Genomic DNA, 25,654 nt, shown 5'->3' on the forward strand with positions numbered 1-25,654 from the left:
TTTATCTACTTCGACTGATAAACAGTCTCTCCTCCTAATACTGTACGTAAAACTTTTATTTCTTTTATCTCATCCGTAGGACACGTAAAAATATCTCTGTCCAATACAATAAAATCAGCCAATTTTTTCGCTTCCACAGAGCCTTTTATATGCTCTTCAAACTGTCCATATGCCGCCCAGTTTGTATAAGACTTTACTGCTGCCAACAGTGGAATGCAATTTTGTGCATACCATCCGCTCTCTGGCTTTCCATATTCGTCTTTTCGCGTACACGCTGCGTAAATCCCCCAGAACGGATTTCCCGGTGAAGACGGTGCATCCGACCCACCGATAATTTTAATACCTGCCCGGTAGGGGATTCCACTTGCATAAGACCAGACTGCTCTCTCTGTTCCGATTCTTCGATCTGCCATTGAGCCACTTTTCGGTGCATGAATCGCCTGCATTCCAACCAGTACCCCAAGATCTCTGGTCTGCTTCACCATTTTTTCATTCACCAGCTGAAAATGTTCAATACGGAAACGGTGATCCGGATTCCATTCTTTTTTCAGTACAGTTTCATAAGCATCCAGAATCTGTTGGTTTGCACGATCCCCGATTGCGTGGGTAATCACCTGAAATCCTTTTTTATGCGCCTTTTCCACCAGAGCTTCCATTTCTTCATCTGTATGATTCAGTTTGCCGCTATGTCCAGGTCGATCACTGTAGTCCTCATACAATGCACCGCTCTGTGCCCCAAAAGAACCATCTGCAAAATATTTAATTGCTCTGACATTCAGATGTTGATCATATGCTTCTATCACCGGGCCTGTCCGATAATATTCCTCACAGATTCCTCCATCTGATTCTCCAGGAAGTCCACCCAGTGCACAGCTTATCCGGAGTTTTAATTTTCCTTTCTCATACACAGATTTAATTGCTTCCATATGCTCCTTCGTTACACACATAGCCATCACAGAAGTAATGCCCCACTGGAATAGTTCTTCCTGTGCACACAGAAGAGCTTCTTCCCTTTCCTGAAGACTCATCGGTGGTATTTTTTCCATGACTAATGTACACGCATTGTCGCTAAGGCATCCGAGAACACTTCCGTCCTTCTTCCTCATGATTTCACCGCCCTGAGGATTTTTTGTTTCTTCTGTGATGCCCGCAATCTCAAGTGCCTTTGAATTGACCCAGATCATATGTCCGTCGCATCTTCCCAGTGATACTGGATTTTCCGGTGCAACTGCATCCAGCTCTTCCTTGCTGGGATAAGAAGTATCTTCCCATACTTCATTGTTCCAGCCAAATACACTCTTAATCCACTGTCCTGGCTTCAATGTACGTACTCTTGCCGCCACATTGGCAAGAATCACATCTTTGGGAAGCCAGAAACAGGGAACCTGTGCAGCTACTTCGCCTGCCTGCATCAAGTGCAAATGTCCTTCTATTAATCCCGGAATTACTACTTTTCCTCCAAGATCAATGATCTCCGTATGTTCATCCCGCCAGGAAAACACTTCTTCCCTGGTGCCTACACACAAAATATACTGCCCTTTTACTGCAACAGCTTCCCACACCTGCTGTGTTTCGTTCATGGAATAAAAAATACCATTATAAAATATTTTCTCTGCTGTAATTAATTTTTTCTTTTTCATCCACTTACCTTCTCTTTTATTTCAGCGCGCTTTATTTTGTAATTACATATTAATATATTAATATGTAATTTAACATACATAAAATTGCTATTCCCATTTCCCCGATTGTTAAAATACAAAAATAAGCCATCTAAATAACCAATATTCAGATAGCTTATTTTTAATTTCTATATTTTTGTGAAATATTCCGGATGCATTTTTTGTAATGTTTCTGTTTCTTCAAGGTTAATATCATGATGAACAGTCAAACATTGCAATAAATGTTCTTTATCTTTCTTTTCAATACAGTCTACAATCTCCCGATGCTGCATAATAGTAGGACTTAAACCAATCAGCTCTGCCTTAAGCCATCGAAACCGATTTCGTTGCCGACTTGATTTTTCAATAATCTCCCACAATTCATGATGTCCTGCCAGTTGAAACAGCTGCTCATGAAAATCATCATCATTTTTCATGAATGACTTTACATCATGCAGCCTCAAATCAATCTCCTGCATCGCCAGAACCTTTTCTGTCTCTTTAAAAGCAGAAATGTTTTTATCAATCATTTCCAACAGAATTTCCTTTTCCATTATATGCCGGAAATAAGTCAACTGCTTGATATATTCAATATCAATCTTGGAAACAAATGTACCGCTCTGCGGAAGAATATTCACCAGTTTCTCTCCCTGTAAAATAATCAATGCCTCACGGATCGGTGTTCGACTGACAGAAAATTCTTCACACAACCGCGCCTCATGAAGTACCTCTCCCGGAAGCCATTCCATGTATTCTATTTTATCATGAAATAGTTCTAACACATTTGTGCGAAGTTTTCTTGGTGCCATAATTTTATACTTACTCCTTTATTGTCCGCTTTTAAATACTTTTTTTAATTATAGCATGCTTTTTCTTCTTTAGCCAACAGATAACTTTTACACTTTTTACAAATATTTTAAAATTTTTCCTTCAAAAAAACAACTTCAGAACACTCTCTCTGAAGCTGTTTCTTTTGGGAGAATATATCTTTACATTAATCAAGAAAGCAGAAACAGCGAACCTGTGCAACTACTTTGCCAGCCTACTCTCTTTTACAGCATAATCTTTTCTGCAGTCTTCTCCAATTCTCTTGACTTTTCAGCAAAATGACATGCAACACAATGTCCATTCCCCATATCTCTCATTTCCGGACTTTGCTTATGACAAATTTCCTGACTCATCCAGCATCTCGTTGCAAATCGGCAACAATTCTCCTTCGGATTGATCGGACTGGGAACATCTCCTTTCAAGACAATTCTATTTACTTTGCTTCCATCTGTCCTAACCTGCGGTACTGCTGAAAGAAGTGCAATCGAATAAGGATGCATGGTATTGGCAAATAACTCATCCGTCTCTGCAGTTTCCACAATCTGTCCTAAATACATAACTGCAATTTTATGTGAAATATGACGCACTACACTCAGATCATGAGAAATAAACAGATAGGAAATATTCATTTGCTTCTGTAATTTCATAAGAAGATTTATAATCTTAGCCTGAATCGATACATCCAAAGAGGATACCGGCTCATCACAAACAATAAAATCCGGCTTCAATGATAATGCTCTCGCAATACCAACTACCTGACGCATTCCTCCATCCAATTCATGAGGGTAGTGATCCAAAAGGTCTTCTGAAATGCCAACCATCTTACATAATTCGCTTATTTTTTCATCAACCTCTTTTTTGTCTTTAATTCCATGAATCTCATAAGCATCTTTCAGCGTATCTTTTATCATCTTTTTCGGATTCAGAGAAGAATACGGATCTTGGAAAATCATTTGTATATGCCTCCGCAGTTCCATACTTTCCTCTCCAGATGCCTCGAAAATATTTTTTCCCTTAAACAGAAGTTCTCCGCCTGTTGCTTCATGCAGTCTTAATACAAGATTTCCAACTGTACTCTTTCCACAGCCAGACTCGCCTACCAGCCCCAAAGTTTCTCCTGCATTCAAAGAAAAGTTTACTCCATCTACTGCATGCAGCACTCCTCTTCCTTTAATTTTAAAATGCTTTTTTAAATTTACTGCCTGCACTAATGCCTGCTGTTTATCCATACTTTTGTTTTCCATAGTACACACCTCTTACATATGCCGAAAACAAGCAACATAATGATTCTCATTAAGTTTTATCATTTTGGGACTATTTTTCTCGCACTCCTGTGTACAATGCTCGCACCTTGGATGAAAATAACAACCGGATGGTAAATGCTGCGGATTCGCTACTGTTCCAGGAATAGAATATAATTCATCTCTTGGTCCCGTCAGTTTAGGTAATGAACCTAAAAGCCCTACTGTATATGGATGTGCCGGATTTGCGAACACTTCCTGTACCAGACCATACTCTATAATCTGTCCTCCATACATTACTGCAACTTTTTCGCAAAGTTCTGATACAATACCCAGGTTATGCGTTATCATGAGCAAAGCAGTATTTTCTTTTTTCTGCAGTTCTTTCAACAACATAAGCACCTGAGCTTGAATAGTTACATCCAGAGCTGTTGTAGGTTCATCCGCAATAAGAAGTTCTGTATTACAAGCCAGACCTGCTGCAATTCCGATTCGCTGTCTCATGCCACCACTGAACTGAACAGGATAATCATTGAAACGTTCACCAGGTATACTTACCATTTCCATTAAACGCTGTGTTTCCTTCATGGCCTCCTTTTTTCCAAGCTTTCTGTGACGTCTTAATACCATTGCAATCTGTTCACCAACCGAAAACACCGGATTCAAAGATGTTAAAGGATTCTGGAAAATCATGGATATCTTGTTACCACGAATATCCGTCATCTTTCTTTCACTCATTTTCATCAAAGAGTTTCCTTTATAAAGGATATCCCCATCTGTAAATCTTCCCGCTGGTTTTGGCAGCATCTGCAGCATAGATAATGCCGTAGTCGTCTTTCCAGCTCCACTTTCTCCTACAAGTCCTACGGATTCTCCCGCGTCTATGGTAAGATTGACCCCATTCAAAGCCTTTGTTACTGCTCTTTCTGTATGAAATTCTACATTAAGATTTTTGATTTCTATCAGATGTTCCATATCTGTTTCCTCCTAAGTACGTTTCGGATCTAATACATCCCTAAGTCCATCTCCTAAGAAATTAAATCCTAATATTGTAATCATAAGAGCAATCCCCGGCACCAGACATACCCACGGATACGCTGCCAGATAGTTTCTTCCATCAGCAATCATATTTCCCCAACTGGGTGTCGGCTGCATAATTCCCTGCCCCAGATAGCTCAACGAAGCTTCTGTCAAAATTACATTGCCAAATTTCAGGCTAGCCTGAATTAACAGTGTTGTAGTGACATTTGGAAAAATCTCTTTGCTGAGAATTCTGCTTGACGAACCTCCAAGAATTTTAATTGCACTTACAAATTCCATATTTTTAGCAACAAGCACATTTGTTCTTGTCAGCTTGCAGAACTCTACCCAGTTCAACAAAACCAAAATAGCAATTAAGTTCGGTACTGTGTTTCCCAATACTGCAACCAGAGCTATTGTTACTACAATGAGAGGCAGTGACAAAAACACATCACAGATTCTCATGATAACAGTATCAACAATTCCGCCCCAATAACCACTTATCAGTCCCAACAGAGTTCCTAACGCTACTGCAAGAATTGTAACAACAAACGAAATAATTAATGACATTCTGGCCCCATATAAAATTCTTGCAAGAATATCTCTTCCCAACTGATCTGTTCCTAACAAATGTCCATCTGTAAGAGGTGGAAGTAATTTACTCATTAAATCATTATGCACTGGGTCACTTTTAACTAACATTGGTCCAAAAATCGCTGCACAGATAATCAGAACCGTAATACTTAACCCAATTAAGAAAAAGGAACTTCTCTTCATTCGTGAAATAACTATTTTTTTATCCATACCTTTTTTCCTTTACTGTAACCGAATTCTCGGATCTATCAATGCATTGACAATATCTACCAAAAGATTCAGAACTGCAAACGCTGTTGCAATTAGCAGCAATAATGCCTGTACAACAAAGTAATCACGATTTCCAACTGATAAATTCAAAAGCTGTCCAATACCAGGCATTCCAAACATAGTCTCACATACGACTGCTCCACCAAGGAAATGTCCAATCTGCATACCAACTAACGTAACAATCGGAATCATTGCATTTTTGAAAGCATATTTCATATATACGGTATGTCTTGGAATCCCTTTCGCTATTGTCGCCGTAATATAGTCTTCTCGAAGTACATCTATCATTCCTGATCTTCCCATTCGCGTTACAACTGCTGCAAATGGATAACCTAACGTCATTGCCGGTAAGACCAAACTCATTGGTCCCTCATATCCAAACGCCGGGAAAATTCCAAGAAATACTGCAAATACGAGAATATTTAAAATACCAAGCCAAACAGTAGGCATTGACTGTCCAAGAACTGCAAAAGCCATTGCAAAGAAATCAATAAATTTGCCCTGATGTGTTCCTGCTAAAATTGCTATAGGAATACTTATAATCAGTGAAAATGCCAGTGCTGCCATAGATATTTTTAAACTAACAAAAAACCGTGATATTACAAGACTCGAAACTGCTTTGTTATAAATGATAGAAGTTCCTAAATCTCCATGCAACACACCCACAATATACGTTATATATTGCTTAACAAGTGGCTGATCCAATCCTAATTTTGCCTCCATAGCCGCAATATCTTCTACCGTAGCACTGTCTCCCAACACCATCATTGCAGGGTTTCCAGGAGCAAGACGTATTAAGACGAAAGAAAGTATAGATACTGCAAACAATACAATAAATGTCTGCCCTATTCTTTTCAAAATATATCTCCAGAGCATATTACTCCTCCTTTTAAAAACCGTGCATAACAGATACACGTTTTGTTTTCTGTTATGCACGGGTAACTTTACCAGTTCAGTTTCTAATTTGCAGATGCATCATATGTTACGTATCTGAAATAGTGAACATTATCCGGATAAATCGGTAAATTGATAATTCCTTTATCATGTGCCGAATAATCATGATATGAAACAATATTTGACTGTGATGCAGGATCTTCTCTCATGATTTTATTAATTTCATGTAATTCTTCAATTCTCTTATCCTCATCCAGTTCTTTATTGGACTGTTCAATCAACGCATTCAGTTCTTCATTTACATATCCCGAATGATGTGCATCCAGCAGAATTCGTTTGCTGAGGTGTGAAAATGCATCTCCGTCAGCATGAATCTGAGTTACCATAAAGATATCATAAGTTCCCTCTGCACGAATTGTATTCATAGTTGCCGGCTCAATAGGTTCTACACTGCAATTAATTCCAACTGCCTGCAGATCTTCTGCAATAGCTAATCCAATCTCCTGTGCATACTGTTCTGATGTTTTTACATTCAGTACAATTTCTCTTCCATCATAATTAGATGCTGCAACATATTCTTTTGCTTTTTCCGGATCATACTCATATGCCGGATAGCTCTCATCATAACCGTAGGTACTGGAACACCAGATTCCATTCGGAACTCCACCATTTCTTCCATTATAGAATCCATTTCCAATCGCTTCTCTGTTAATTGCATAATCAAATGCCAATCTTAAATTCGGATCTGAGAACGGTTCACCCGCTGCACAGTTGTACTGGCAATAGTAGAAAATAGTTGCTTCATCTTCTACCTGAACATCAATTCTATCTTCTGATCCATTATACATGCTCAACATTTCATCATTCATATTCAGATTTACCTGAATATCCCCAGATAAATGTGCTGATACAGATGTTGCTACCTCATTCAGAGCACGCATCTCAACTTCATCATAATATGAATCATTTGTCTTCCAGCAATTTGGATTTTTCGCTAGTACCCAGTTCTGTCCTTCATTATATTCTGCAAGCATCCACGGGCCCGTACCACACTGAATTTCTCTATGTTCCGTGAACAGATCTGCACCGTACTGTTCATATGCTTCATGTGGAATAATCCAAGTCCAGCCAACAGATGCCAAGAACATAGAAAACGGCTCTGTCGTCTTAATTTCTACAGTATAATCGTCTACTGCAGAAACACTGTCAAGCATTGCCCAATGATCAATGTATGTATTACAAGTCTGATCATCCAGAACTCTTTGGTAGGAACATACAACATCCGCTGATGTAAAATCCTGTCCATTCTGGAACTTTACATCCTTACGCAAATTAAATGTCCATGTCATTCCATCATCTGCAACGCTCCAGTCCTCTGCCAATGCTGGTTCGTAACCACCTTTATGATCACTTTCTACCAGACAGTCATATACCATGTATGCATAGGTAAAACCTTCCTGATCTGAAATATAAATGGGATCAAGACGATCTGTAACTGAATCCCATCCAATAGTCAGACGCTTTTCCGGTTCCCCTGCTGCCGGACTTACAGCGTTTCCACCATCACTTGTTGTCTTATTGCCGCCCCCACAAGCTGTCAGACTCAAGACCATTGCCGCTGCCAGAAAACAAGATAACATTTGTTTCTTTTTCATTCATTTTCCTCCTTTTGCTTTTGCACGATGTTCTGTTTCCTTTATTGATATATTAATTATAGTTGCTGTTTCCTGTTTCATCCATTGACATTTTTGTCGTCATCTTTTTCAATATTGCATTTTGCTGTATTATTATCTTGTTTTTTCTCTTTTTATGTGCAAAATACCGAATCCCCATTTTGAGAATCCGGTATTTTGAGTTATCATTATTTTTTATTATCTTTTATATACTTCTTCCCCTCCAATCACTGTCAATAAAACTTTTCCGTCTTTAATTTTATCTGTTTCACAAGTCATAATATCATAATCTGTCACCACAAAATCTGCTAATTTCCCCGGTGCTAATGATCCTTTGATATCTTCTTCATAAGTTGCATATGCAGCCCACAGTGTCTGAGAAAGCAGTGCCTCCTGTCTGGATACGGCATTTTCCATCATCCATCCTTCTTCCGGAATACACTTATCATTCTTTCGCGCAACTGCAGAATGCATTTCTACTAATGGATTTACCGTCGTTACTGGCGCATCTGTTCCTCCTGCTATAATGCATCCACCATCCAAAACCTTCCTCCATGCATATGCATATTTTACTCTACCATGTCCAAGGCGTTGATCCGGCATAGGATAATTAAATGTTGCATTTGTAGCCTGCATCGATGGTATAATTCCACTTTCTCTGGCTCGCTCCGGATAATCATCATGGATGACCTGAAAATGTTCTATTCTAAACCGTGGATCTACTAATTCATGATCCTTCATCACTTTTTTATAAGTTCGTAAAACCTGATCATTCGCCTGATCACCAATCGCGTGGGTAATCACCTGAAAACCATTTTTAGCAGCCTTGTCAACGATTGCATGATACTGTTCATCCGTGTTTAACAGTTTTCCCTTCCAGCCTGGACGATCCTCATACGCTTCTGTTAATGCTGCACTTCTCGCCCCCAAAGATCCATCTGCGAACAGCTTTACTGCTCTTACCGTATATCTGTTCCCATAAGCTCCAATTTGAGGACCTCTTGCATACCAGTGATCCAACTGGGCGTTACTTTCTTGGATAGATGGTCCTGTCAAAGCATAATAGCCTCTGATTTTAAAGCTTCCATCTGCATACATTTCTTCCATTGTTCTTAGAAAGTCATCTGTTGTCATCAGATCTCCAAAACTGGTAATTCCGTATGCCAATAACTCTTTCTGAGTCATTTCTAATCCATCTTTCAATTGTTTACCTGACATTGGCGGAATAATAGCTTCAATCGGATCTCTTGCTGTCTCGTTCAGACAACCAGTCAGTTTTCCATTTGCATTCCTTAAATATTCTCCACCCTGAGGATTCTCAACACTTTCATCAATACCTGCAAGTTCAAAGGCTTTTGAATTTACCCAGCTCATATGACCACCAAATCGTTCCAACACTACCGGATTATTAGGTGCCACCTGATCCAAATCTTCTTTGGTAGGGTAAACTGCGTCTTCCCAGAACAGTTCAGACCATCCCATTCCCCAGATCCATTCTCCAGGTTCTGCTGCCGCAGCTTTGGCCTTTACATTTTTTAAAATTTCTTCTTTTGTTTTACAATAAATATCTACACTCAGTAATACTTTTGTATAGTCATAAATATGCATATGTGATTCATTAAAACCAGGATATACAGTTTTCCCCTTTAAATCGATTACCTTTGTATCACTACCAACAAAAAATTTTGCCTGTACATTTCCTCCCACATACACTAACCGATCACCTTTAATCGCAAGGCACGTGGCCTTTGGCATGCAAGAGTCCATTGTATAAATATTACCATTTGTATAAACTACATCTGCGACTACTTTTTTCATTCTGCTCATTTTATTTTCTCCCTTTTTACTGTTGTAACGATAACAATAAAGTTCCTTTTTTATCAAACGGTATTTCAAATGGTTCTGACAATATTTCAATTCTTGAATCCTTCTTTGCATCAGGAATCATGGATTCCGAAATATAAAATTCAGACACATGAAGAGAATCTGTAATTATTACCATTCTTGTCTCTTCAAAACTTGATGCATTAGCAGCTCCTACCAGAGTCATGATTGCTTCCTTATCATTTTCCATAACCATAGGAACCTTTGCTATATCAAGTCCTGTTGTCGTAATGGCGTTAGCGTACATCGCGCGAAAATCTATTTTGTCATATAATCTCTTTGTGATAACCTCTACCGTTCCTATTCCTGATGAATTTCCATGTGTCGCATCCGTTAAATCCAATATGCCGGCCACATTGACATAAGGATCATTATTAGGTACAAATTGTGAACAAGGTTTTCCAACAACATTCGGGTCATATCCATCACCAGACACATCTTTTCCCGATCTTCTAAGCACCAATACATCTATTGGATTGAATAATATCTTTGGCATTTTTGATCTGGCCAGTTCCAACAATTCTTTATCTGCCTCTAAAAAGTGTTCTGCCTGAACTACCTGAATGGTATATACTTTGTCATACGCATTTTCAACTGATGCAACGCCAAATAAAATCTTTCCTGTTTCGATTTTTATTCTGGCTGATTTTGTTATCATTTCATACATATATTTGAATGTACGCTGATGACACGCATTTGCCCCTTTTTGCTTTCCCAGACCAATTGTAAGCATCTTACATAATCCGCTTTCAATCGGTGCCCTAAAACATGTATGTGGTTTCACCCTCACAATCGGAATAACACCATCTGAGTCCATCGCATTTTTATCAAAATAAACATGAACTTCATCACTCGTCTCATCAATTTTGAAACTTCCTATATCATATACTTCCATTGAGGAACGAATTTTGCATCCTACATATTTTTCCGTTACCCCAAGCTGCTCTAAAACTTCTTTCTGTCCCTCTGCCGTTGCTCCTCCATGACTTCCCATAGCTGGCACAATAAATGGTTCTGCCCCCAGCTTTCTAACTTCCGAAGCAACTGCCTTTGTAATATCTGCAATTAGAGCAACCCCTCTGCTCCCAACTGCCAATGCAATACTCATTCCTGGTTTTATTTTTGATGATATTTCGCTCTTTAAGAACTGTTCTCTCACCGCCAATTCCACATTTTCCAAACGAGTTTCATCAAAATTCTGCCGCACCTTAACTACTTTTGGTAATTGAACGTGTTCAATTAAATCCCACATAATTCCCATAAGTTTTTCCTCTCTTTTGCATTTTTTAGATACTTTCATATACAAAATTATATTATTTGTTTTTTTATATCAATTTTTTATTTTGACATTTTTCTTTCTTTTTTTGTTGCTTGTATACTTAACCATAGAAAAATAATCTTCAGACATAATTGCACAAAACAAAACCTCTGTAGATACAATCATTTATATCTATAGAGGTCTTTCATTATATTTTCATATACATCAATTTTTCTGCAAGCTACAAATCCCTTGATCCCGAATACGTCAGCAGTATATCTGTTGTCCTTCAGATTTTCCTTTCATTAATCATGGACTCTCCATGAATAGTACATTCTTTATTTTTTATCGTATGACAGATGAATACATTGTTTCCAGAATATGAAAGTAGTCTGACTTATCTGCTTCTGTAATTTCTCTGATCACCCTGCACGGTGCCCCTGCTGCTACCACATTTGCAGGAATATCTCTGGTGATAACACTTCCTGCACCGATAACTGTATTGTCACCGATGGTAATTCCACAATCCATATGGACTCCACCACCAACCCATACATTATTTCCAATCGTTACTTTCTTCGCAAAGCAGGCTCCGGCACCTCTTTCTTTCGCGTCAAATGCATGTCTTGCCGTGTAGATACTTACTCTTGGTCCAAATAAAACATTGTCTCCGATTTCAATTCCACCCGGATCAAGCATCACACAGTCAAAGTTCGCATAAAAATGATTTCCTATTTTGATGTTATAACCAAACTCGCATTGAAAGGACGGCTCAAAAAATACATCCTCACCCATCTCTCCAAGTATCTTACGCAATAATGGCTCCCGAACTTCCGGCGGCTGACCATAGGAAGCGTTATACGCATTTGTCAGCTCCACTGCCACTCTTCTCGCTTCCACCAATTCCGATGTAAGATCATTGTACATAAGACCGGATAAGGTTCTCTGTTTCTGTTCTTCAAAGTTTAACATTCTATCAATCCTCCTTCAAAATTATTGTACTATTTGTTTTATACAGCTTCTATGATTCATCTTGATTTTTATATTTCACATGTTGCTATTATAAAAAGCTGTTCTACGGATAACTTATTATCAATAGAACAGCTTTTCTTTTTCAAATTAGTATTGTAAAAATTTCTTTTGCATTTATTACATTCTCATATCCACCAGTTTTTCCGCAATCTGTAAATCACTTGCACCTGCATACGTCTGCAGCATATCTGCTATCTTCTGAATATATCCCACTGGCAGATCCAATAACTCTGCCGTTTCTTCCGGGGTTCTTTTCATTTTTTCTAATTGTACTCTTACAAATCTGATCTCTGCCTGCTCGTTTCCTTTTGATATACCTTGTTCTATTCCCTGCTCCATTCCTTTTTTGATCGCCTTTGCTTCAATGTAATCTCCCATATTACACATTTTCCAAACTCCTTTCTCAATCCGGTCATCCACCCTCATTCCCAGATTCTTCAGCTTTTCCAATTTTTCTTCTTTTGAAAGTCTGTCACTTGATAATGTTTGTAACATTTGAAGTGTCTTATCCTTCAATTCTGTTTTGTCATTGTATCTCATGATAAGGACGCTCATCAGATCATAGATCTCTTCGTTTCTTTTTGTTCTACCAATTATATCATTTTTGTTTAAAGAATACAAGCTCACTGTATTTTCTTCATATACTGGAACATTCCCCATACACAGCCAGATACTGTACACTTTCTGCAAAGATCCATAATTCGTATCTTTATCAATCCTTTTTAGCTGTGCTGTCAACCGCCTGGCCGCATAATAGATTCCTCTTGGCTCTATAGGATATCCAGGATAATAATCCGACTGCGCTTCCAGATTCAGGTACATGCCTATCTGTTTTCCATTCATGCCCGGATACCAGACATGGAAAAGTACATCATAAAATACAGTTGCCTCTCCCTGTACCGCATCCTCATTTCTTATCCCCTGGATATTTTCACTGCCCTGCTCCACTCCAATTTTCGACACCATAATTGTCTCCGATTGAATATATTTCTTCTCAATATCCTCCAGCTCACAATTCTGGTATTCCGGCACAAAACGTTTTAAGATCCAGGCCAGCACCTGTCTGTCCGATAACAGTTCTTTCATGGTCTGGTCGTACTTTGCTTTTCCTTCCTCAATATTCATAACTGCATGTTTCAGGTTACTCACGTAATTCCTCCTGTCGTTATTTTTCATCATGGGATTTTTATCGAACGATTTGAAATATCTTAAGATGCGTTTAGTATACTCTTTGTTTCAGAAAAAGCAACCATGTTTACAGTTTGTTTACAATTTTTGTATATTTTCCATAAAATAACAGCCAGCTGATATAAGCTGCCATCAGCTGGCTGTATCTGGCTTTCTTATAACTCCCACTCTTTTTCAAGAAATTCTGCCACACCATCATGGTCACAATCACCCAGTACTTCTGTAACCTGTTCCTTCACTTCCGGCAGTGCATTGGTCGGTGCATAGCTTCTGTCTGACAGTTCTATCATGGAAAGATCATTAAAGTTATCCCCGAACACAACGATTTCATCACTATGAATCATTTCTTTCAGCTTCAAAAGTGCATTTTTCTTGCTGGCTTTTTTACTGAATATTTCCAGACAGTACCAGCCATTATAAATATTCAAATAGAAAGAGTAATCAATATCTGGAATCTGATCCAGTTCTTTGCACACCGGTTCCAACTCTTCTTTCTCGCCGGTATAAGTGATGTAGGCAACCTTTCCCTCCTGAAATGCATTCTGAAGATGATCTGTGCAAACAATCTTTCTGCAAGCCTCCAGAGCACGGTCACTGTAATACTGGGTCTGTTTTTCTAATGTTTGATCTCCATAATATAAAGAGATGCTCCCCTCTGAAAAAATATAAACAAAACAGGACATACCATGCTTCTCAAAAGCTTTGATTACTTGTTCTGCACTTTTCTTTTCGATCTCTTCTGCTGAAATAATCTTTTTCTCTTTAAAATCATATAAAAATACACCGTTCGTTACAATTCCAGGCGTATCCATCTCTATCTCTTGCAGGCGATAGTCACACCCATAAGGCATCCTGGCCGTCGCCACCGCAAACTTCATTCCTTTCTGAATACACCGGTTCAGTACATTTGCCGTGTATGGAGTAATTCTTTTCTTGCTGTCCAGCAGTGTCCCATCCAGATCAGATACATATAATACATTCTTTTTCAAAATACTGTTCTCCTGTTTTCCTATTTTGCTATTTTATAAAAATCATGATATAAATGAAGCCGGGATTACTCCCGGCTCCATTTTTGAATTTTATGGTAGAAATTGCTAACTTCTAAAAAGTAACCTTCTTCACTCCCATATATTTGCAAAGTAAAGTCATCATTTCTATATAATCTCCCTCTTTTACAAGCAGATGATGATCCATGCCTGATGCCATCAGGCTGTCAATTGCCTCGCTTGCTTTCGGTGCAACCTGCAATTTTACCAGCAGCTTCTCGCCGCCATCAATCCATTCCTGCTTAGAAGCTTTTACAACTTTTCCAGACTCTACCAATACCTGATATCCATCAATTCCATTTCCCTGAATGCTGGATACGGTCACTTTGTCCATCGGACGAAGCGGAAGTCCTACAAAACAGCCTCTCTCTCCACTCGGAGAAATCTGTACCTGTTCCACAGACTCAGCCAGAGAATGGGCAGTACTTCCTTCATGAGCAAGCGCCAGAATATGCTCTTTATCATCAATGCTTCCAACTTCTCCCAGAGCAGTTGCTCCGCCCTTGGCAGCCAGGTTCAGCATATACATTACCATGGTATGTCCGATATCTCCTTCGGTATCAAGGATAATTCCTTCATCTGCCAGCCAGCTGGACGGAAGGTTCATTTCACCGCTGTAGAACGGATAGCACTCTGCTGCCAGCGCATCCAGCGAATATCTCTTTACTGCTTCTTTTACCGACATGTAAACCTTGGTCATATGAAGCATAGAAGATTCCTCTGCCAGCACTTTTCCGGTTCGTTTCTTCAGGCAGGTATATACTTTCTTTGCCTCTTCATCAGAGATTTTTTCTGCTGCTTCCATAATCTCTTCCATCTCAATATGAACGAGTGTTACGCCGAATTTTTCTGAGAATTCCCACTCTTCATTGGTGGTATCCTGCGGGCCTGCCACACGCCAGGTCTGCCTTGGTCCTACCAGAGCAAGTTTCATGTTTCCAACCGCTTTCATGATACGGCCAACTTCTGCAATCTTAGCAACCTTATCTGCTGCAGCTTTGTCATTGGTCAGGCCATATACATAATCATACGGAATACCATGAGTAGTCAGTGCACTTCCAAAATGCTGTACACAACCAATGGAGAAGGTCTCTGTATAAGGAACTGCCCAGAACACAACCGGGATCTGCATCTCATGCACTAATACGTACAGAAGAGAATCCGTTACCCAGGTACTTAAAATAACAGTCAGGGAATCAACTCCCTGCTCTTTAAACTCTTTGCAGACATCAATGGCATCTGCCGCATCCCATACGGTTTTGGAGCCCACTGCCGGGACTACCATTCTGTCTTTCATGGACTGAACAGCTGCCTCCATCAGTTCCTCTGCACGCTGTCCGCCGCTCTCATAGTGGCTGGCTACTACTACCAGTCCGGTTTTTGCTTCAATTGACATAAGTCATATCCTCCTTAGGGTCTTTCTTACTGTTTCTGAAGGAAATCTACAACAGCCTTCAGATTATCACGGAAGGAACTATCTTTTACAAAGTTCTTGGTGAACAGAGCTGATCCCATGGTGAAGTATGCCGGATCCATCTGTTTTACAAGAAGCATACGCTCTTCAGAACCGATGCTGCCTGCCAGCACAGTCGGGATACAGCTTGCTTTAATGAATGCTGCAGACAGTACGTTCGGATCACCCTCTACATAGCGATATCCCAGGAGATCGACGCCGCAAGCACCTGCTGCTTTAAACTTTTCAGCCTGTTCCAACATAAAATCGCAACTTCCTTCCAAAATGGATGGACTCTGAGATACTTTACCTACAAACGGATAATATTTCAGATTGGTTGTTTTTACATACTCTGCTACGGAATCATAGAAAAGAGTTCCCAACAGGCAGTCAAATCCACACTCTACAGCCAGTTTTGCGCCTCTCATGCACTCTTCCTCAGAGTAGGTAACAACTTCCAGGAAAGTAGTCTTTCCAGCTGCTTTCATCATACCGCACAGTTCTTTCATTTTTTCCGGCTCAAGACCTACATCTTTGAATCCCCAGTTGGTAACCGGCAGATCTTTATTCTCCTCAAAGATCTCTTTTGCATCCTTTACGGTTACATCATTGTGTGTCAGCATGACAATCAGTTTTTCGAGCATTTTACTATACCTCCATAATGTTTGATTATATTGCACCGTTTTCTCCGGCTTTCTATGGATATTATAGAAAATGCCCTTTTCAAAGTCGATTAAGGGGATTGACTTCAACATTGCTTATTTTGTGGTTCCTGCTTTATGTTTTTTATGCTATACTTACAGAGATTTATTTCTACAAATTCCGGTCATCGACCGGCGACGGAGGCATTACATATGAGTAATCTGATTTTCAGCCTGAATTCCACGCTTCCTATCTTTATCGTGATTATCATAGGATATGTGCTCGGGCAAAAAAAGTTTCTAACAAAAGAATTCTGTTCCGTGGCAGATAAGCTGGTTTTTCGTGTCGGACTTCCGGCCATGCTGTTCTGTGATATGACATCCATTGACCTGACGGAAAATTTCAATGGCAAATTCGTTCTGTTCTGTTTCGGAGCCACCGCCATTTCCATCATCGTCATCTGGATTCTGGCACGTATTTTCCTGCGTGATAAAAGTCTGACCGGTGAATTCGTGCAAGCCTGTTACCGAAGCAGCGCAGCAATCCTTGGCGTAGCCTTCATCCAGAATATCTATGGCACTTCCGGTATGGCTCCGCTTATGATGCTCGGCAGCGTGCCGCTGTTCAATATTTTTGCAGTGCTGATTCTGACCATTGAAAATCCATCCCACAAGGGTAAGCTTCATCCGGGCGCCATCCTCTATGGCATCCTGACCAACCCGATTCTGGACGGCATTCTGATCGGTACTATCTACAATCTGCTGCCCATCGGCCTGCCGGCCATGGCTCAGAAGACATTCAACACTCTTGGAAGTCTGACCACTCCACTGGCGCTCCTTTCCATCGGAGCTTCTTTCGAAGGTGCCAAGGCAATCAAAAAACTGGGACCCACCGTTGCAGCGTCCTTCTGCAAACTAATGCTGTTAGATATGATATTCCTTCCCATTGCAATCAAATTCGGCTTCCGCGGACAGGAGCTCATCGCTCTGCTCATTATGCTGGGCAGTCCTACCACTCCGGCATCTTATGTCATGTCGAAAAATATGGGACACGACGGTACCCTCTCCGCCAGCTGTGTTGCAGCAACCACTCTGTTCTCCGCTGTTACCATGACATTATGGATCTATGTCCTAAGTGCTGGCGGATTTCTGGCATAAAAATATCCGGGAAACCATACCAGATGATTTCCCGGATATTTTATGTCCTTTTTTATTTCGCCGTACGTACAATCTCTTCTGCCCGGTTCAGAGCCTCTGTAATATTTGCGCAGAAATTCTCTTTTCCGACCAGTTCCAGAAATCCGTCTTTTTCCATAACATGTCTTGGCTGCTCATTCACATGGGAGAACACCAGCGCAATTCCCTTTGATTCACAGTATTTCGTCAGGTTATGAAGGGCATTCATAGCGGTACTGTCCAACGCCGGAACTGCACGCATACGGAATACCACACACTTCGTAAAATCCTTCACCACAATATGTTCAATAGCACTGGCTGCACCGAAGAAGAGAGGTCCGGTGATCTCATATACCCGGATCTGTTTGGACAGTTTCTGCAGATGTTCATCAACCATCTGAGAATCATCATCCATATAGATCCAGCTGTCCACATGAGTCTCGTCGCTCATCCGCTTAATGAAAAGCAGACATGCCAGAATCATGCCGACCTCAATTGCTACGACGAGGTCAAATACAATCGTCAGCACAAAGGTAACTACCAGCACGATAATATCGCTCTTTGGAGCTGTCTCCACCAGATGTTTGAAGGTTCTCCACTGGCACATATTATAAGCTACGATAAACAGAATCGCTGCAATAGTCGGCATGGGAATCATACCGGCATAAGGCATCAACACGACCAGAACAATCACCAGTGTTACGGAATGCACCATACCGGCCACCGGCGTGCGTCCGCCATTTTTAATATTGGCTGCTGTTCTTGCGATTGCTCCTGTCGCCGGAATGCCTCCAAACAGAGCAGAGGCAATATTTCCTGCACCCTGAGCTACCAGCTCCATGTCAGAACGATGTTTTCCATTGATCATACCATCGGCCACCACACAGGAAAGCAAAGACTCAATGGCAGCCAGCACTGCGATGGTAAATGCATTCGGTACGGCTGCTTCCACCGACTTCAGACTGAGTGCCGGAAAATGGAAGGATGGCAATGCATTACTGATAGTATAAAGATTTCCGATGGTAGATACCTTCAGCGGAAGGAACTGCACCATCAGTATTCCCACGATGACTGCGATCAGAGAACCCGGAATTTTCTTGAAAATATAAGGAGAGATGATCAGAATTGCCAAGCTGACCGCGCCCACAATCAATGCATCCGTATTTACCGTATTGATATTTCCAATAAATGCTTCCAGTTTTTCCATAGTTTCAATGGGTTTTACCCCATCCGGATAGGTCACACCGAAGAAATCTTTCAGCTGCCCGATAACGATAGTCACTGCAATTCCTGATGTAAAACCAGTCGTAATCGTATATGGAATAAATTTAATCAGCGTTCCAAAATGGCAGAGTCCCATAAGAATCAGGAACACACCTGCCAATACTGTCGCAATGACCAGACCATCCAGTCCGGCTCTTGCCACAATTCCTGCCACGATTGTCGCAAAGGCTGCAGTCGGACCAGCAATCTGCACACTGCTCCCTCCCAGTGCAGAGATCACGAATCCCGCTACAATTGCGGTAAAAATACCTGCCTCCGGTCCCACACCTGATGCAAGTGCCAGTGCGATGGACAACGGCAGCGCGATAATCGCCACAATGATTCCAGCCGTCACATCTTTAAAGAACTGTTCCCGGCTGTATGACTTTAAAGAAGTCAATAACATAGGTTTTAAAGAATTCATCCGTATTTCTATTTCCTTTCTATCCTTTATACACAACAGTTTAGAATTATAGCACAGATTTTTCCTAATTATCAACCAAAAATATGACAAGTATCTCTTTTCAAGCACCAGTTTTTTTTGTACAATAGATATATTAAAGAACGGAGGCTTTTCTTATGAAAAAATACGACGTAATCGCTCTTGGTGAGCTTCTTATTGATTTCACCCAGAATGGGCTGAGTGAACAGGGCAACGGACTTTTCGAAGCCAATCCAGGAGGTGCTCCCTGCAATGTACTTTCTATGCTAAATAACCTTGGAAAGAAAACTTCCTTTATCGGAAAAGTAGGAAACGATCAGTTTGGAAAAACACTGAAAAAAGCGTTGGAGGAGCTTGGTATCGGCACGGAAAATCTGCTGATGGACAACGAAGTGCATACGACCCTGGCACTGGTACATACCTTTGCAGACGGAGACCGTGATTTCTCCTTCTACCGCAATCCGGGCGCTGATATGATGCTCACTGTGGACGAGCTGAACCTTGATCTGGTACGTGATACCAGAATCTTTCATTTTGGCACCCTGTCCATGACCCATGACGGCATCCGCGCTACCACAAAAAAAGCAGTAGAAACTGCCAAAGAAGCCGGTGCACTCATCAGTTTCGACCCGAACTTAAGAGAACCGCTCTGGGATTCTCTTGACAATGCCAAAGAGCAGGTTCGCTGGGGACTTGGAAAATGCGATGTACTGAAGATTTCTGATAATGAGATCCAGTGGCTCACCGGAGAAGAAGACTTTACCGCAGGCGTAAAGAAGATCCGCGAGGAATTCCCCATTCCGTTGATTCTTGTTTCCATGGGTCGTGACGGAAGTCGCGCATACTATGGTGATCATTATGTAGAAGTAGCTCCATTCCTTCAGGAAAATACCATTGAGACCACCGGAGCCGGTGACACTTTCTGTGCATGTGTCCTGAACTATGTACTGGAGCATGACCTGGAAGCACTGACGGATGAGCAGTTAAAAGAAATGCTCACCTTCGCCAATGCGGCCGCTTCCATCATCACCACCAGAAAAGGCGCCCTCCGCGTCATGCCGACCCGTGAGGAAGTTCTGGATTTTCTGAAAAAACAGGAGGCATAAATTGATGGAACTGTTTGAAAAACTGAATGCATTTGCAAAAACTGCGGCTGACAAAACCAATGAACTGGTAGAAGACACCCGTCTGAAAACACAAATTTTAAATGACGAGAAATCTATCCGGGAACTGGAACGCAAAATAGGTGCTTACTACTATAAGAAATTCGCAGCCGGAGAGTCAGTAGATGAGGCTGTATCTGAGTACTGCACCGCTATCTCCGTGCACAATGCAAATATTGAAGAAAAAAAAGCGGCTCTTGCTAAAGAAGCCAAAGAAGAAGCACCTGCTTCTGAAGATGCTCCGGCAGAAGAAGTTTCCGAACCGGAAGAAGACCCGTTTGAATAACCAAAAATTTTCCAAAAAAAGGCTGCCCATCCAACGATGAGCAGCCTTTTTATCATCTATTTTCAAAGTTCCTAGATCAGGAAATATTTCACTAAGAACAGTACAGCCAGAATATACATCACCGGACTGATCTTCTTCTCTTGTGCTTTTCCTGTCAGCAGATTCAGGATCACATAGGAAATCACTCCCATGGAAATACCTTCGGAAATGCTGTAGAAGAAGGGCATTGCCCCAATACAGATAAATGCCGGAATTCCCTCACTGAAATCAGAGAAATCAATCAGTCCTACCTGGTTGACCATGTAGAATCCTACGATAATTAACGCCGGAGCCGTTGCAAATGACGGAATAGCGAGGAAAATCGGGGAGAATAACAGTGCCAGCAAGAACAGAACCGCAGTCGTAATGGAAGTAAGACCCGTTCTTCCTCCCTCTGTCACACCAGAAGCACTCTCTACAAAAGTGGTCGTCGTAGAAGTACCAAGTACCGCACCTGCTGTCGTTGCAACCGCATCTGCCAGAAGGGCTCCCTTGATGTTTGGAAGTTTTCCTTCCTCGTCTAACATATCTGCTTTCGTAGCCACACCAATCAAAGTTCCTAGTGTGTCAAACATATCTACAAATAAGAACGCACATACGATAACAATGAATTCAGCTACCGGAATAGATGTAAAGTCAAGTTTCATAAAGATCGGTGCCAGACTCGGCACGGAAATGCCTGCTGAAAAATCCGGAAGCAGACTGTAGTATCCAATCTCCGGGTTCGGCACATACAGCCCCATAAACTGGCAGATAATACCGAGAATCCAGGTTCCTAAGATTCCCCAGAGAATATTTCCTTTTACATTTTTGATAACCAGAATAGCCGTCAGGAATACACCGATGAGTGCCAGAATCACACAGATACCCGCATCCTGCATGGTTGCGCCCTCTACCGCATCGAGAGAAAAGAGCTCTACCAGAGTCGCTCCTCCTACAACAATCTTCGCATTCTGAAGACCGATAAAGGCAATAAAAAATCCAATTCCTACAGATACCGCTTTCTTTAGGTTCGCCGGAATGGAATTAAAAATTGCTTCCCGAATATTAAACAGGGAAAGCAGAATAAAAATCACACCTTCTACAAAAACGGCTGCCAGCGCAGACTGCCACGGATACCCCATACCGATGACGACCGTATAAGCAAAATATGCATTCAGTCCCATACCCGGAGCCAATGCAAACGGATAGTTTGCAAACAATGCCATGCAGGCAGTTCCAAGAAATGAAGCCAGTACCGTCGCAGTGAAGACCGCTCCTCTGTCCATACCTGACGCACTTAATACATTTGGATTCACAGCAAGAATATATGCCATGGTCATAAATGTGGTAATCCCCGCCAGAATCTCTGTTTTCACTGTCGTGTGGTTTTCACGCAGTTTAAACACTTTTTCCAACATAATGTTGAATCCCTCCTGTAAACTTTTTTCCCGCAAAAATCGGGCAGAGATGAATCATCTCTGCCCGGCTCACTGCGGGATCTTCTTTGATCCTTATACAGTATAGCATACTACTTCTCTTTCTTCCACATAATTGTGACTTTAAAAAGATCTCCGTCTGTCTCTACCTTAAATTCACCGCCCTGCAGTTCCGTAAAACTCTGGGCAATCGCAAGACCAAGACCGCTTCCTTCGGTATTTCTGGAAAGATCACCTCTTACAAACCGCTCCGTGATCTCCTCCGGTGTAAAATTCATCTCCGTTGCAGACATATTTTTCAGGCTGACGGTAACTTTTCCATCCTGATCATTCATGGCAATATACACGCGAGAATGAGCCATGGAATATTTTAGAATATTCTGCACCAGGTTATCAATAATACGGAAGGTTCTCTGCGGATCCAGACGCAGGATACATTTCTCCTCCGGCAGACTCCACCGGAAATCCAGTGTGCTTGACTGAATTTTATCCTCATTTTCCAGTCGTACTTCCTTGATAAGGCTCACCAGATCTACTTCGTCATAATTCATGACAATGTTGTCAGTGGTCGCCTTACTGATCTCAAACAAATCCTCAATCAGCACTTTCAGCCGCTGGGATTTTTTCTCCAGGGTTGCCACATACTCTTTACGTTCCTCCTCTGTGATACCTTCTTTTTTCAGCAGATCCACATAGGTGATAATAGCGGTCAACGGCGTCTTTAAGTCATGAGATACATTCGTAATAAGCTCCGTCTTCATATTCCGGCTTCTTACTTCCTCATCTACCGCTTTCCGGAACCCACTTTGAATCGAAGTCAGCTGATCCCGGATGGGATTAAAAATCCCCATGTCCTCTTCCGTAGAAGCATTCAGATCTCCATCAGCAATAGTCTGTGTGACATTTAAAAGTTTTTTATAATTTTCCTGAATCTCTCCGCATTTTTTCTTGATGAGCACATACAAAAGAATCGAATAAATAATTGCTCCAAAGATTCCTCCAAACCAGATACAGCACAGCAGAACCACAATCAGTCCATTAATGCCGACCACTTTCCAGATATTTCTGGTCAGATGCTCATCCAGCTCCACATCCGTCGCCCAATTCCACAGCCTGAGCCACTGACGTTTCAGCCATACGAAAAACCGGAAGAACAGCGTCTGTTCCCAGATCGTCCGGAGTGGATGTGTGATATACGGAAGCAGGGAAGCCATCAGCCAGTACCAGCCAAATGCAAAGCAGCTCCAGAACAGCCAGATCAAGAATACCGCTACTGCGGGGGCATACTGTCCCAACGCCATATCTGATTCCAGGTAACCGGTCAGAGAATCCGATCCTCTCTTAAGCGTCAGTATCGCAAATTCATTCCCCAGCGCCCAGACTGTACCAACTGCTCCCATACACCCGATCACAAAGCTTACTTCTGTTGGCAGACGGAAAATCCGGTATTTCCGCAGTTCGAGAGAAGGGATATTTTGCAGGATAAGCGCCAGCAATGCCATGGCAATGATGATGACCATACCTGCCGTGGCAATACCGCTGTTATTATAAGCAACTCTTTCCACCCAGTACTCATCATCCATGTAATTATAGCTGTCATAATTTCCATTAATTCCGAAGACAAACGTCACATTCTGAATGATTGGAAGTGACATCTGCCTCAGCAGTGCATCATTACCAGCCTGATCAACTCTCAGATAGGTTTCATCACCAGATACCACGGTACCCGACTCCACATTGATGGCAGTATCCTCGTCGGTCTCATCATAGCTGACCTCATAGTCTTCGCCTTCATCCATGCCATTGTCATCCATGAGCTGTCCAATCGTTGCCTGCGTGAGACATTCGGTCAGATTTGACAGGCCGCCGATCTCATCCAGATCGAGATTCCATGTCTTACGGATATCCGGAACGCCTCTGCTGTCATAGGAAATGACCAGGCCGGAAGAATAGTAATCAAACATATCCACTCCGTCGTTATAAACTGCCTGCAGCAGTCTGGCATCCGAGCCGAAATTTTTGTCCACCCCTTTCGCATAGCTGGCATATTCGTAGATATCCTGTACCGTTACATACTGGTTTCTCATGTTCTTCATGAGTCTTGCGGCCGCTTCTTTTAAGCCCGCCTGCTCACTGTCTGTCAGTTTTCCTTTGTCATAGTTCTGTGTCAGATAAGTATAGGCATTCATATCCGGTGTAATCTCATAATTCAGATAGTAAATCGAGGATAACAGATACCGTTCAAAGTCGTCACCTACTGTAAATGCAGCCACATCACGATTTTTACTTACTCTGGCTTCTTCCTCTGTCTGATAAGTCTGAATCCTTTTCTGCGCTTTCTGCCAGAATACCGGATAGAGATTGCACATAATCACACCTGCCAAAGACACGCAAAGCAGTACTGCCAGTATTCCTTTGTATTTATTGTTTTTCCATTTTATAGCCAACGCCCCACACCACCTTCAAATATTTTGGATTTTTCGGGTTAATCTCGATCTTCTCACGGATATTCCGCACATGCACCATGATCGTATCTGAATTGACTGCTTTCTCATTCCAGACCCGCTCATAGATCTCATCAGAAGAGAACACTCTTCCCGGATGCTTCATCAGCAGCAACAGAATCCGGTACTCCATCGGGGTCACCTTCACCGGCACACCATCCACCCGGAGTTCTACTTTTTCCTCGTTGAGTTCCAGACCGCCGATCCGGTAAATGTGCTGTTCTTCTTCCTTTGAGCCGCCGTCCTTTAATTTTTCCAGATAACGGCTGTAGCGGCGCAGCTGGGAATTGACCCTTGCCAGAAGCTCCAGCGGCGTAAAGGGTTTGGTCACATAATCGTCCGCTCCCATGTTAAGTCCCAGAATCTTATCCACTTCCTCTGATTTTGCAGAGAGCATAATCACCGGAAAATCATAGTCTTTACGCATCTCCATCACCATCTGGATTCCATCTTTTCTCGGCATCATCACATCCACAATGGCAAGGTGGATTTCCTCCCGGTAAATAATTTCCAGCCCTTCGATTCCATCCGCAGCTTTGAATACTTCATAGCCCTGACTTTTCAGATAAATCTCGATTCCGTCCCGAATCTCTTTGTCGTCCTCGACGACTAACACATGATATTTCTCCATTTCACTTTTCCTGCCCTTCATGACTTGTATTCTAACTGCCGATTCTTAAAAT

At 41.6% G+C, this 25,654-nt stretch carries 21 protein-coding genes; 3 read left to right on the plus strand and 18 right to left on the minus strand.

What is annotated here, in order from left to right:
* Window positions 1-5: 5 nt before the first annotated feature.
* The 14 genes from LKD36_RS04895 to LKD36_RS04960 all read right to left on the minus strand — a co-directional run bounded on the left by LKD36_RS04895 (window position 6) and on the right by LKD36_RS04960 (window position 16,683).
* Window positions 6-1,640: an amidohydrolase gene (locus LKD36_RS04895; protein WP_308458924.1), complete on the minus strand. Its 1,635-nt coding sequence runs from the start codon at window positions 1,638-1,640 to the stop codon at window positions 6-8.
* A 167-nt stretch (window positions 1,641-1,807) separates the two neighbouring features.
* Window positions 1,808-2,467: a GntR family transcriptional regulator gene (locus tag LKD36_RS04900; RefSeq protein ID WP_308458925.1), complete on the minus strand. Its 660-nt coding sequence runs from the start codon at window positions 2,465-2,467 to the stop codon at window positions 1,808-1,810.
* A 243-nt stretch (window positions 2,468-2,710) separates the two neighbouring features.
* Window positions 2,711-3,730 (minus strand): ABC transporter ATP-binding protein, encoded by a 1,020-nt coding sequence (locus tag LKD36_RS04905; protein ID WP_308458926.1) that lies wholly within the window; start codon window positions 3,728-3,730, stop codon window positions 2,711-2,713.
* A gap of 12 nt (window positions 3,731-3,742) precedes the next feature.
* Entirely contained in the window at window positions 3,743-4,702 is a 960-nt protein-coding gene (locus LKD36_RS04910) for an ABC transporter ATP-binding protein (protein WP_308458927.1), read from the minus strand.
* A gap of 12 nt (window positions 4,703-4,714) precedes the next feature.
* Window positions 4,715-5,551, minus strand: coding sequence for an ABC transporter permease (locus tag LKD36_RS04915; protein WP_308458928.1), 837 nt, complete (start codon window positions 5,549-5,551; stop codon window positions 4,715-4,717).
* A gap of 12 nt (window positions 5,552-5,563) precedes the next feature.
* Window positions 5,564-6,487 carry an ABC transporter permease gene (locus LKD36_RS04920; RefSeq protein ID WP_308458929.1) on the minus strand — a complete coding sequence of 308 codons (924 nt, stop codon included), beginning with the start codon at window positions 6,485-6,487 and terminating at the stop codon, window positions 5,564-5,566.
* An 83-nt stretch (window positions 6,488-6,570) separates the two neighbouring features.
* Window positions 6,571-8,160, minus strand: coding sequence for an ABC transporter substrate-binding protein (locus tag LKD36_RS04925; RefSeq protein WP_308458930.1), 1,590 nt, complete (start codon window positions 8,158-8,160; stop codon window positions 6,571-6,573).
* A 216-nt stretch (window positions 8,161-8,376) separates the two neighbouring features.
* Window positions 8,377-10,095: an amidohydrolase gene (locus LKD36_RS04930; RefSeq protein ID WP_308458931.1), complete on the minus strand. Its 1,719-nt coding sequence runs from the start codon at window positions 10,093-10,095 to the stop codon at window positions 8,377-8,379.
* Entirely contained in the window at window positions 10,022-11,323 is a 1,302-nt protein-coding gene (locus tag LKD36_RS04935; RefSeq protein WP_308458932.1) for a nickel pincer cofactor-dependent isomerase, group 22, read from the minus strand. The genes LKD36_RS04930 and LKD36_RS04935 overlap by 74 nt, the downstream gene beginning before the upstream one ends.
* 342 nt (window positions 11,324-11,665) lie before the next feature.
* The gene (locus LKD36_RS04940) at window positions 11,666-12,292 is read right to left on the minus strand and encodes a sugar O-acetyltransferase (protein ID WP_118769293.1); all 627 of its coding nucleotides are present in this window, start codon (window positions 12,290-12,292) and stop codon (window positions 11,666-11,668) included.
* A 177-nt stretch (window positions 12,293-12,469) separates the two neighbouring features.
* Window positions 12,470-13,501, minus strand: coding sequence for a hypothetical protein (locus LKD36_RS04945; protein WP_308458933.1), 1,032 nt, complete (start codon window positions 13,499-13,501; stop codon window positions 12,470-12,472).
* A gap of 194 nt (window positions 13,502-13,695) precedes the next feature.
* Window positions 13,696-14,529 carry an HAD family hydrolase gene (locus LKD36_RS04950; RefSeq protein WP_308458934.1) on the minus strand — a complete coding sequence of 278 codons (834 nt, stop codon included), beginning with the start codon at window positions 14,527-14,529 and terminating at the stop codon, window positions 13,696-13,698.
* 112 nt (window positions 14,530-14,641) lie between these two features.
* Window positions 14,642-15,982: a hypothetical protein gene (locus tag LKD36_RS04955; protein ID WP_118769290.1), complete on the minus strand. Its 1,341-nt coding sequence runs from the start codon at window positions 15,980-15,982 to the stop codon at window positions 14,642-14,644.
* A gap of 26 nt (window positions 15,983-16,008) precedes the next feature.
* Window positions 16,009-16,683: a hypothetical protein gene (locus LKD36_RS04960; RefSeq protein ID WP_308458935.1), complete on the minus strand. Its 675-nt coding sequence runs from the start codon at window positions 16,681-16,683 to the stop codon at window positions 16,009-16,011.
* A gap of 210 nt (window positions 16,684-16,893) precedes the next feature.
* Here LKD36_RS04960 and LKD36_RS04965 point away from each other — a divergent pair, with 210 nt between their 5' ends.
* Window positions 16,894-17,838, plus strand: coding sequence for an AEC family transporter (locus tag LKD36_RS04965; protein WP_308458936.1), 945 nt, complete (start codon window positions 16,894-16,896; stop codon window positions 17,836-17,838).
* Window positions 17,839-17,890: 52 nt separating this feature from the next.
* On the opposite strand, the gene LKD36_RS04970 is transcribed toward LKD36_RS04965, so the two are convergent.
* Complete coding sequence (locus LKD36_RS04970; RefSeq protein ID WP_308458937.1) at window positions 17,891-19,543, minus strand: SulP family inorganic anion transporter; 1,653 nt, start codon at window positions 19,541-19,543, stop codon at window positions 17,891-17,893.
* A gap of 155 nt (window positions 19,544-19,698) precedes the next feature.
* Here LKD36_RS04970 and LKD36_RS04975 point away from each other — a divergent pair, with 155 nt between their 5' ends.
* Together LKD36_RS04975 and LKD36_RS04980 are read left to right on the plus strand one after the other, a co-directional pair.
* Window positions 19,699-20,667 (plus strand): carbohydrate kinase family protein, encoded by a 969-nt coding sequence (locus tag LKD36_RS04975; protein WP_118769285.1) that lies wholly within the window; start codon window positions 19,699-19,701, stop codon window positions 20,665-20,667.
* Window positions 20,668-20,671: 4 nt separating this feature from the next.
* The gene (locus LKD36_RS04980; RefSeq protein WP_118769284.1) at window positions 20,672-21,010 is read left to right on the plus strand and encodes a hypothetical protein; all 339 of its coding nucleotides are present in this window, start codon (window positions 20,672-20,674) and stop codon (window positions 21,008-21,010) included.
* A 71-nt stretch (window positions 21,011-21,081) separates the two neighbouring features.
* Here the strand turns inward: LKD36_RS04980 and LKD36_RS04985 are convergent, their stop codons facing one another.
* The 3 genes from LKD36_RS04985 to LKD36_RS04995 form a co-directional block, all read right to left on the minus strand.
* Window positions 21,082-22,449, minus strand: coding sequence for an NCS2 family permease (locus tag LKD36_RS04985; protein WP_308458938.1), 1,368 nt, complete (start codon window positions 22,447-22,449; stop codon window positions 21,082-21,084).
* Between the two features lie 110 nt (window positions 22,450-22,559).
* Window positions 22,560-24,914 carry a sensor histidine kinase gene (locus tag LKD36_RS04990; RefSeq protein WP_308458939.1) on the minus strand — a complete coding sequence of 785 codons (2,355 nt, stop codon included), beginning with the start codon at window positions 24,912-24,914 and terminating at the stop codon, window positions 22,560-22,562.
* A complete protein-coding gene (locus LKD36_RS04995; RefSeq protein ID WP_118769281.1) occupies window positions 24,889-25,602 on the minus strand; it encodes a response regulator transcription factor in 714 nt (237 codons plus the stop codon). The genes LKD36_RS04990 and LKD36_RS04995 overlap by 26 nt, the downstream gene beginning before the upstream one ends.
* Window positions 25,603-25,654 lie beyond the last annotated feature (52 nt).

The organism is Hominiventricola filiformis (assembly GCF_020686965.1).
Taxonomy (GTDB): Bacteria; Bacillota; Clostridia; order Lachnospirales; family Lachnospiraceae; genus Hominiventricola; species Hominiventricola filiformis.

Coding starts and splice junctions, on each gene's coding strand:
- LKD36_RS04915 (WP_308458928.1), bottom strand. CDS start 5,551: ATGGATAAAAAAATAGTTATTTCACGAATGAAGAGAAGTTCCTTTTTC.
- LKD36_RS04995 (WP_118769281.1), bottom strand. CDS start 25,602: ATGGAGAAATATCATGTGTTAGTCGTCGAGGACGACAAAGAGATTCGG.
- LKD36_RS04980 (WP_118769284.1), top strand. CDS start 20,672: ATGGAACTGTTTGAAAAACTGAATGCATTTGCAAAAACTGCGGCTGAC.
- LKD36_RS04965 (WP_308458936.1), top strand. CDS start 16,894: ATGAGTAATCTGATTTTCAGCCTGAATTCCACGCTTCCTATCTTTATC.
- LKD36_RS04905 (WP_308458926.1), bottom strand. CDS start 3,730: ATGGAAAACAAAAGTATGGATAAACAGCAGGCATTAGTGCAGGCAGTA.
- LKD36_RS04900 (WP_308458925.1), bottom strand. CDS start 2,467: ATGGCACCAAGAAAACTTCGCACAAATGTGTTAGAACTATTTCATGAT.
- LKD36_RS04895 (WP_308458924.1), bottom strand. CDS start 1,640: ATGAAAAAGAAAAAATTAATTACAGCAGAGAAAATATTTTATAATGGT.
- LKD36_RS04955 (WP_118769290.1), bottom strand. CDS start 15,982: ATGTCAATTGAAGCAAAAACCGGACTGGTAGTAGTAGCCAGCCACTAT.
- LKD36_RS04910 (WP_308458927.1), bottom strand. CDS start 4,702: ATGGAACATCTGATAGAAATCAAAAATCTTAATGTAGAATTTCATACA.
- LKD36_RS04925 (WP_308458930.1), bottom strand. CDS start 8,160: ATGAAAAAGAAACAAATGTTATCTTGTTTTCTGGCAGCGGCAATGGTC.
- LKD36_RS04920 (WP_308458929.1), bottom strand. CDS start 6,487: ATGCTCTGGAGATATATTTTGAAAAGAATAGGGCAGACATTTATTGTA.
- LKD36_RS04970 (WP_308458937.1), bottom strand. CDS start 19,543: ATGAATTCTTTAAAACCTATGTTATTGACTTCTTTAAAGTCATACAGC.
- LKD36_RS04985 (WP_308458938.1), bottom strand. CDS start 22,449: ATGTTGGAAAAAGTGTTTAAACTGCGTGAAAACCACACGACAGTGAAA.
- LKD36_RS04940 (WP_118769293.1), bottom strand. CDS start 12,292: ATGTTAAACTTTGAAGAACAGAAACAGAGAACCTTATCCGGTCTTATG.
- LKD36_RS04975 (WP_118769285.1), top strand. CDS start 19,699: ATGAAAAAATACGACGTAATCGCTCTTGGTGAGCTTCTTATTGATTTC.
- LKD36_RS04960 (WP_308458935.1), bottom strand. CDS start 16,683: ATGCTCGAAAAACTGATTGTCATGCTGACACACAATGATGTAACCGTA.
- LKD36_RS04935 (WP_308458932.1), bottom strand. CDS start 11,323: ATGGGAATTATGTGGGATTTAATTGAACACGTTCAATTACCAAAAGTA.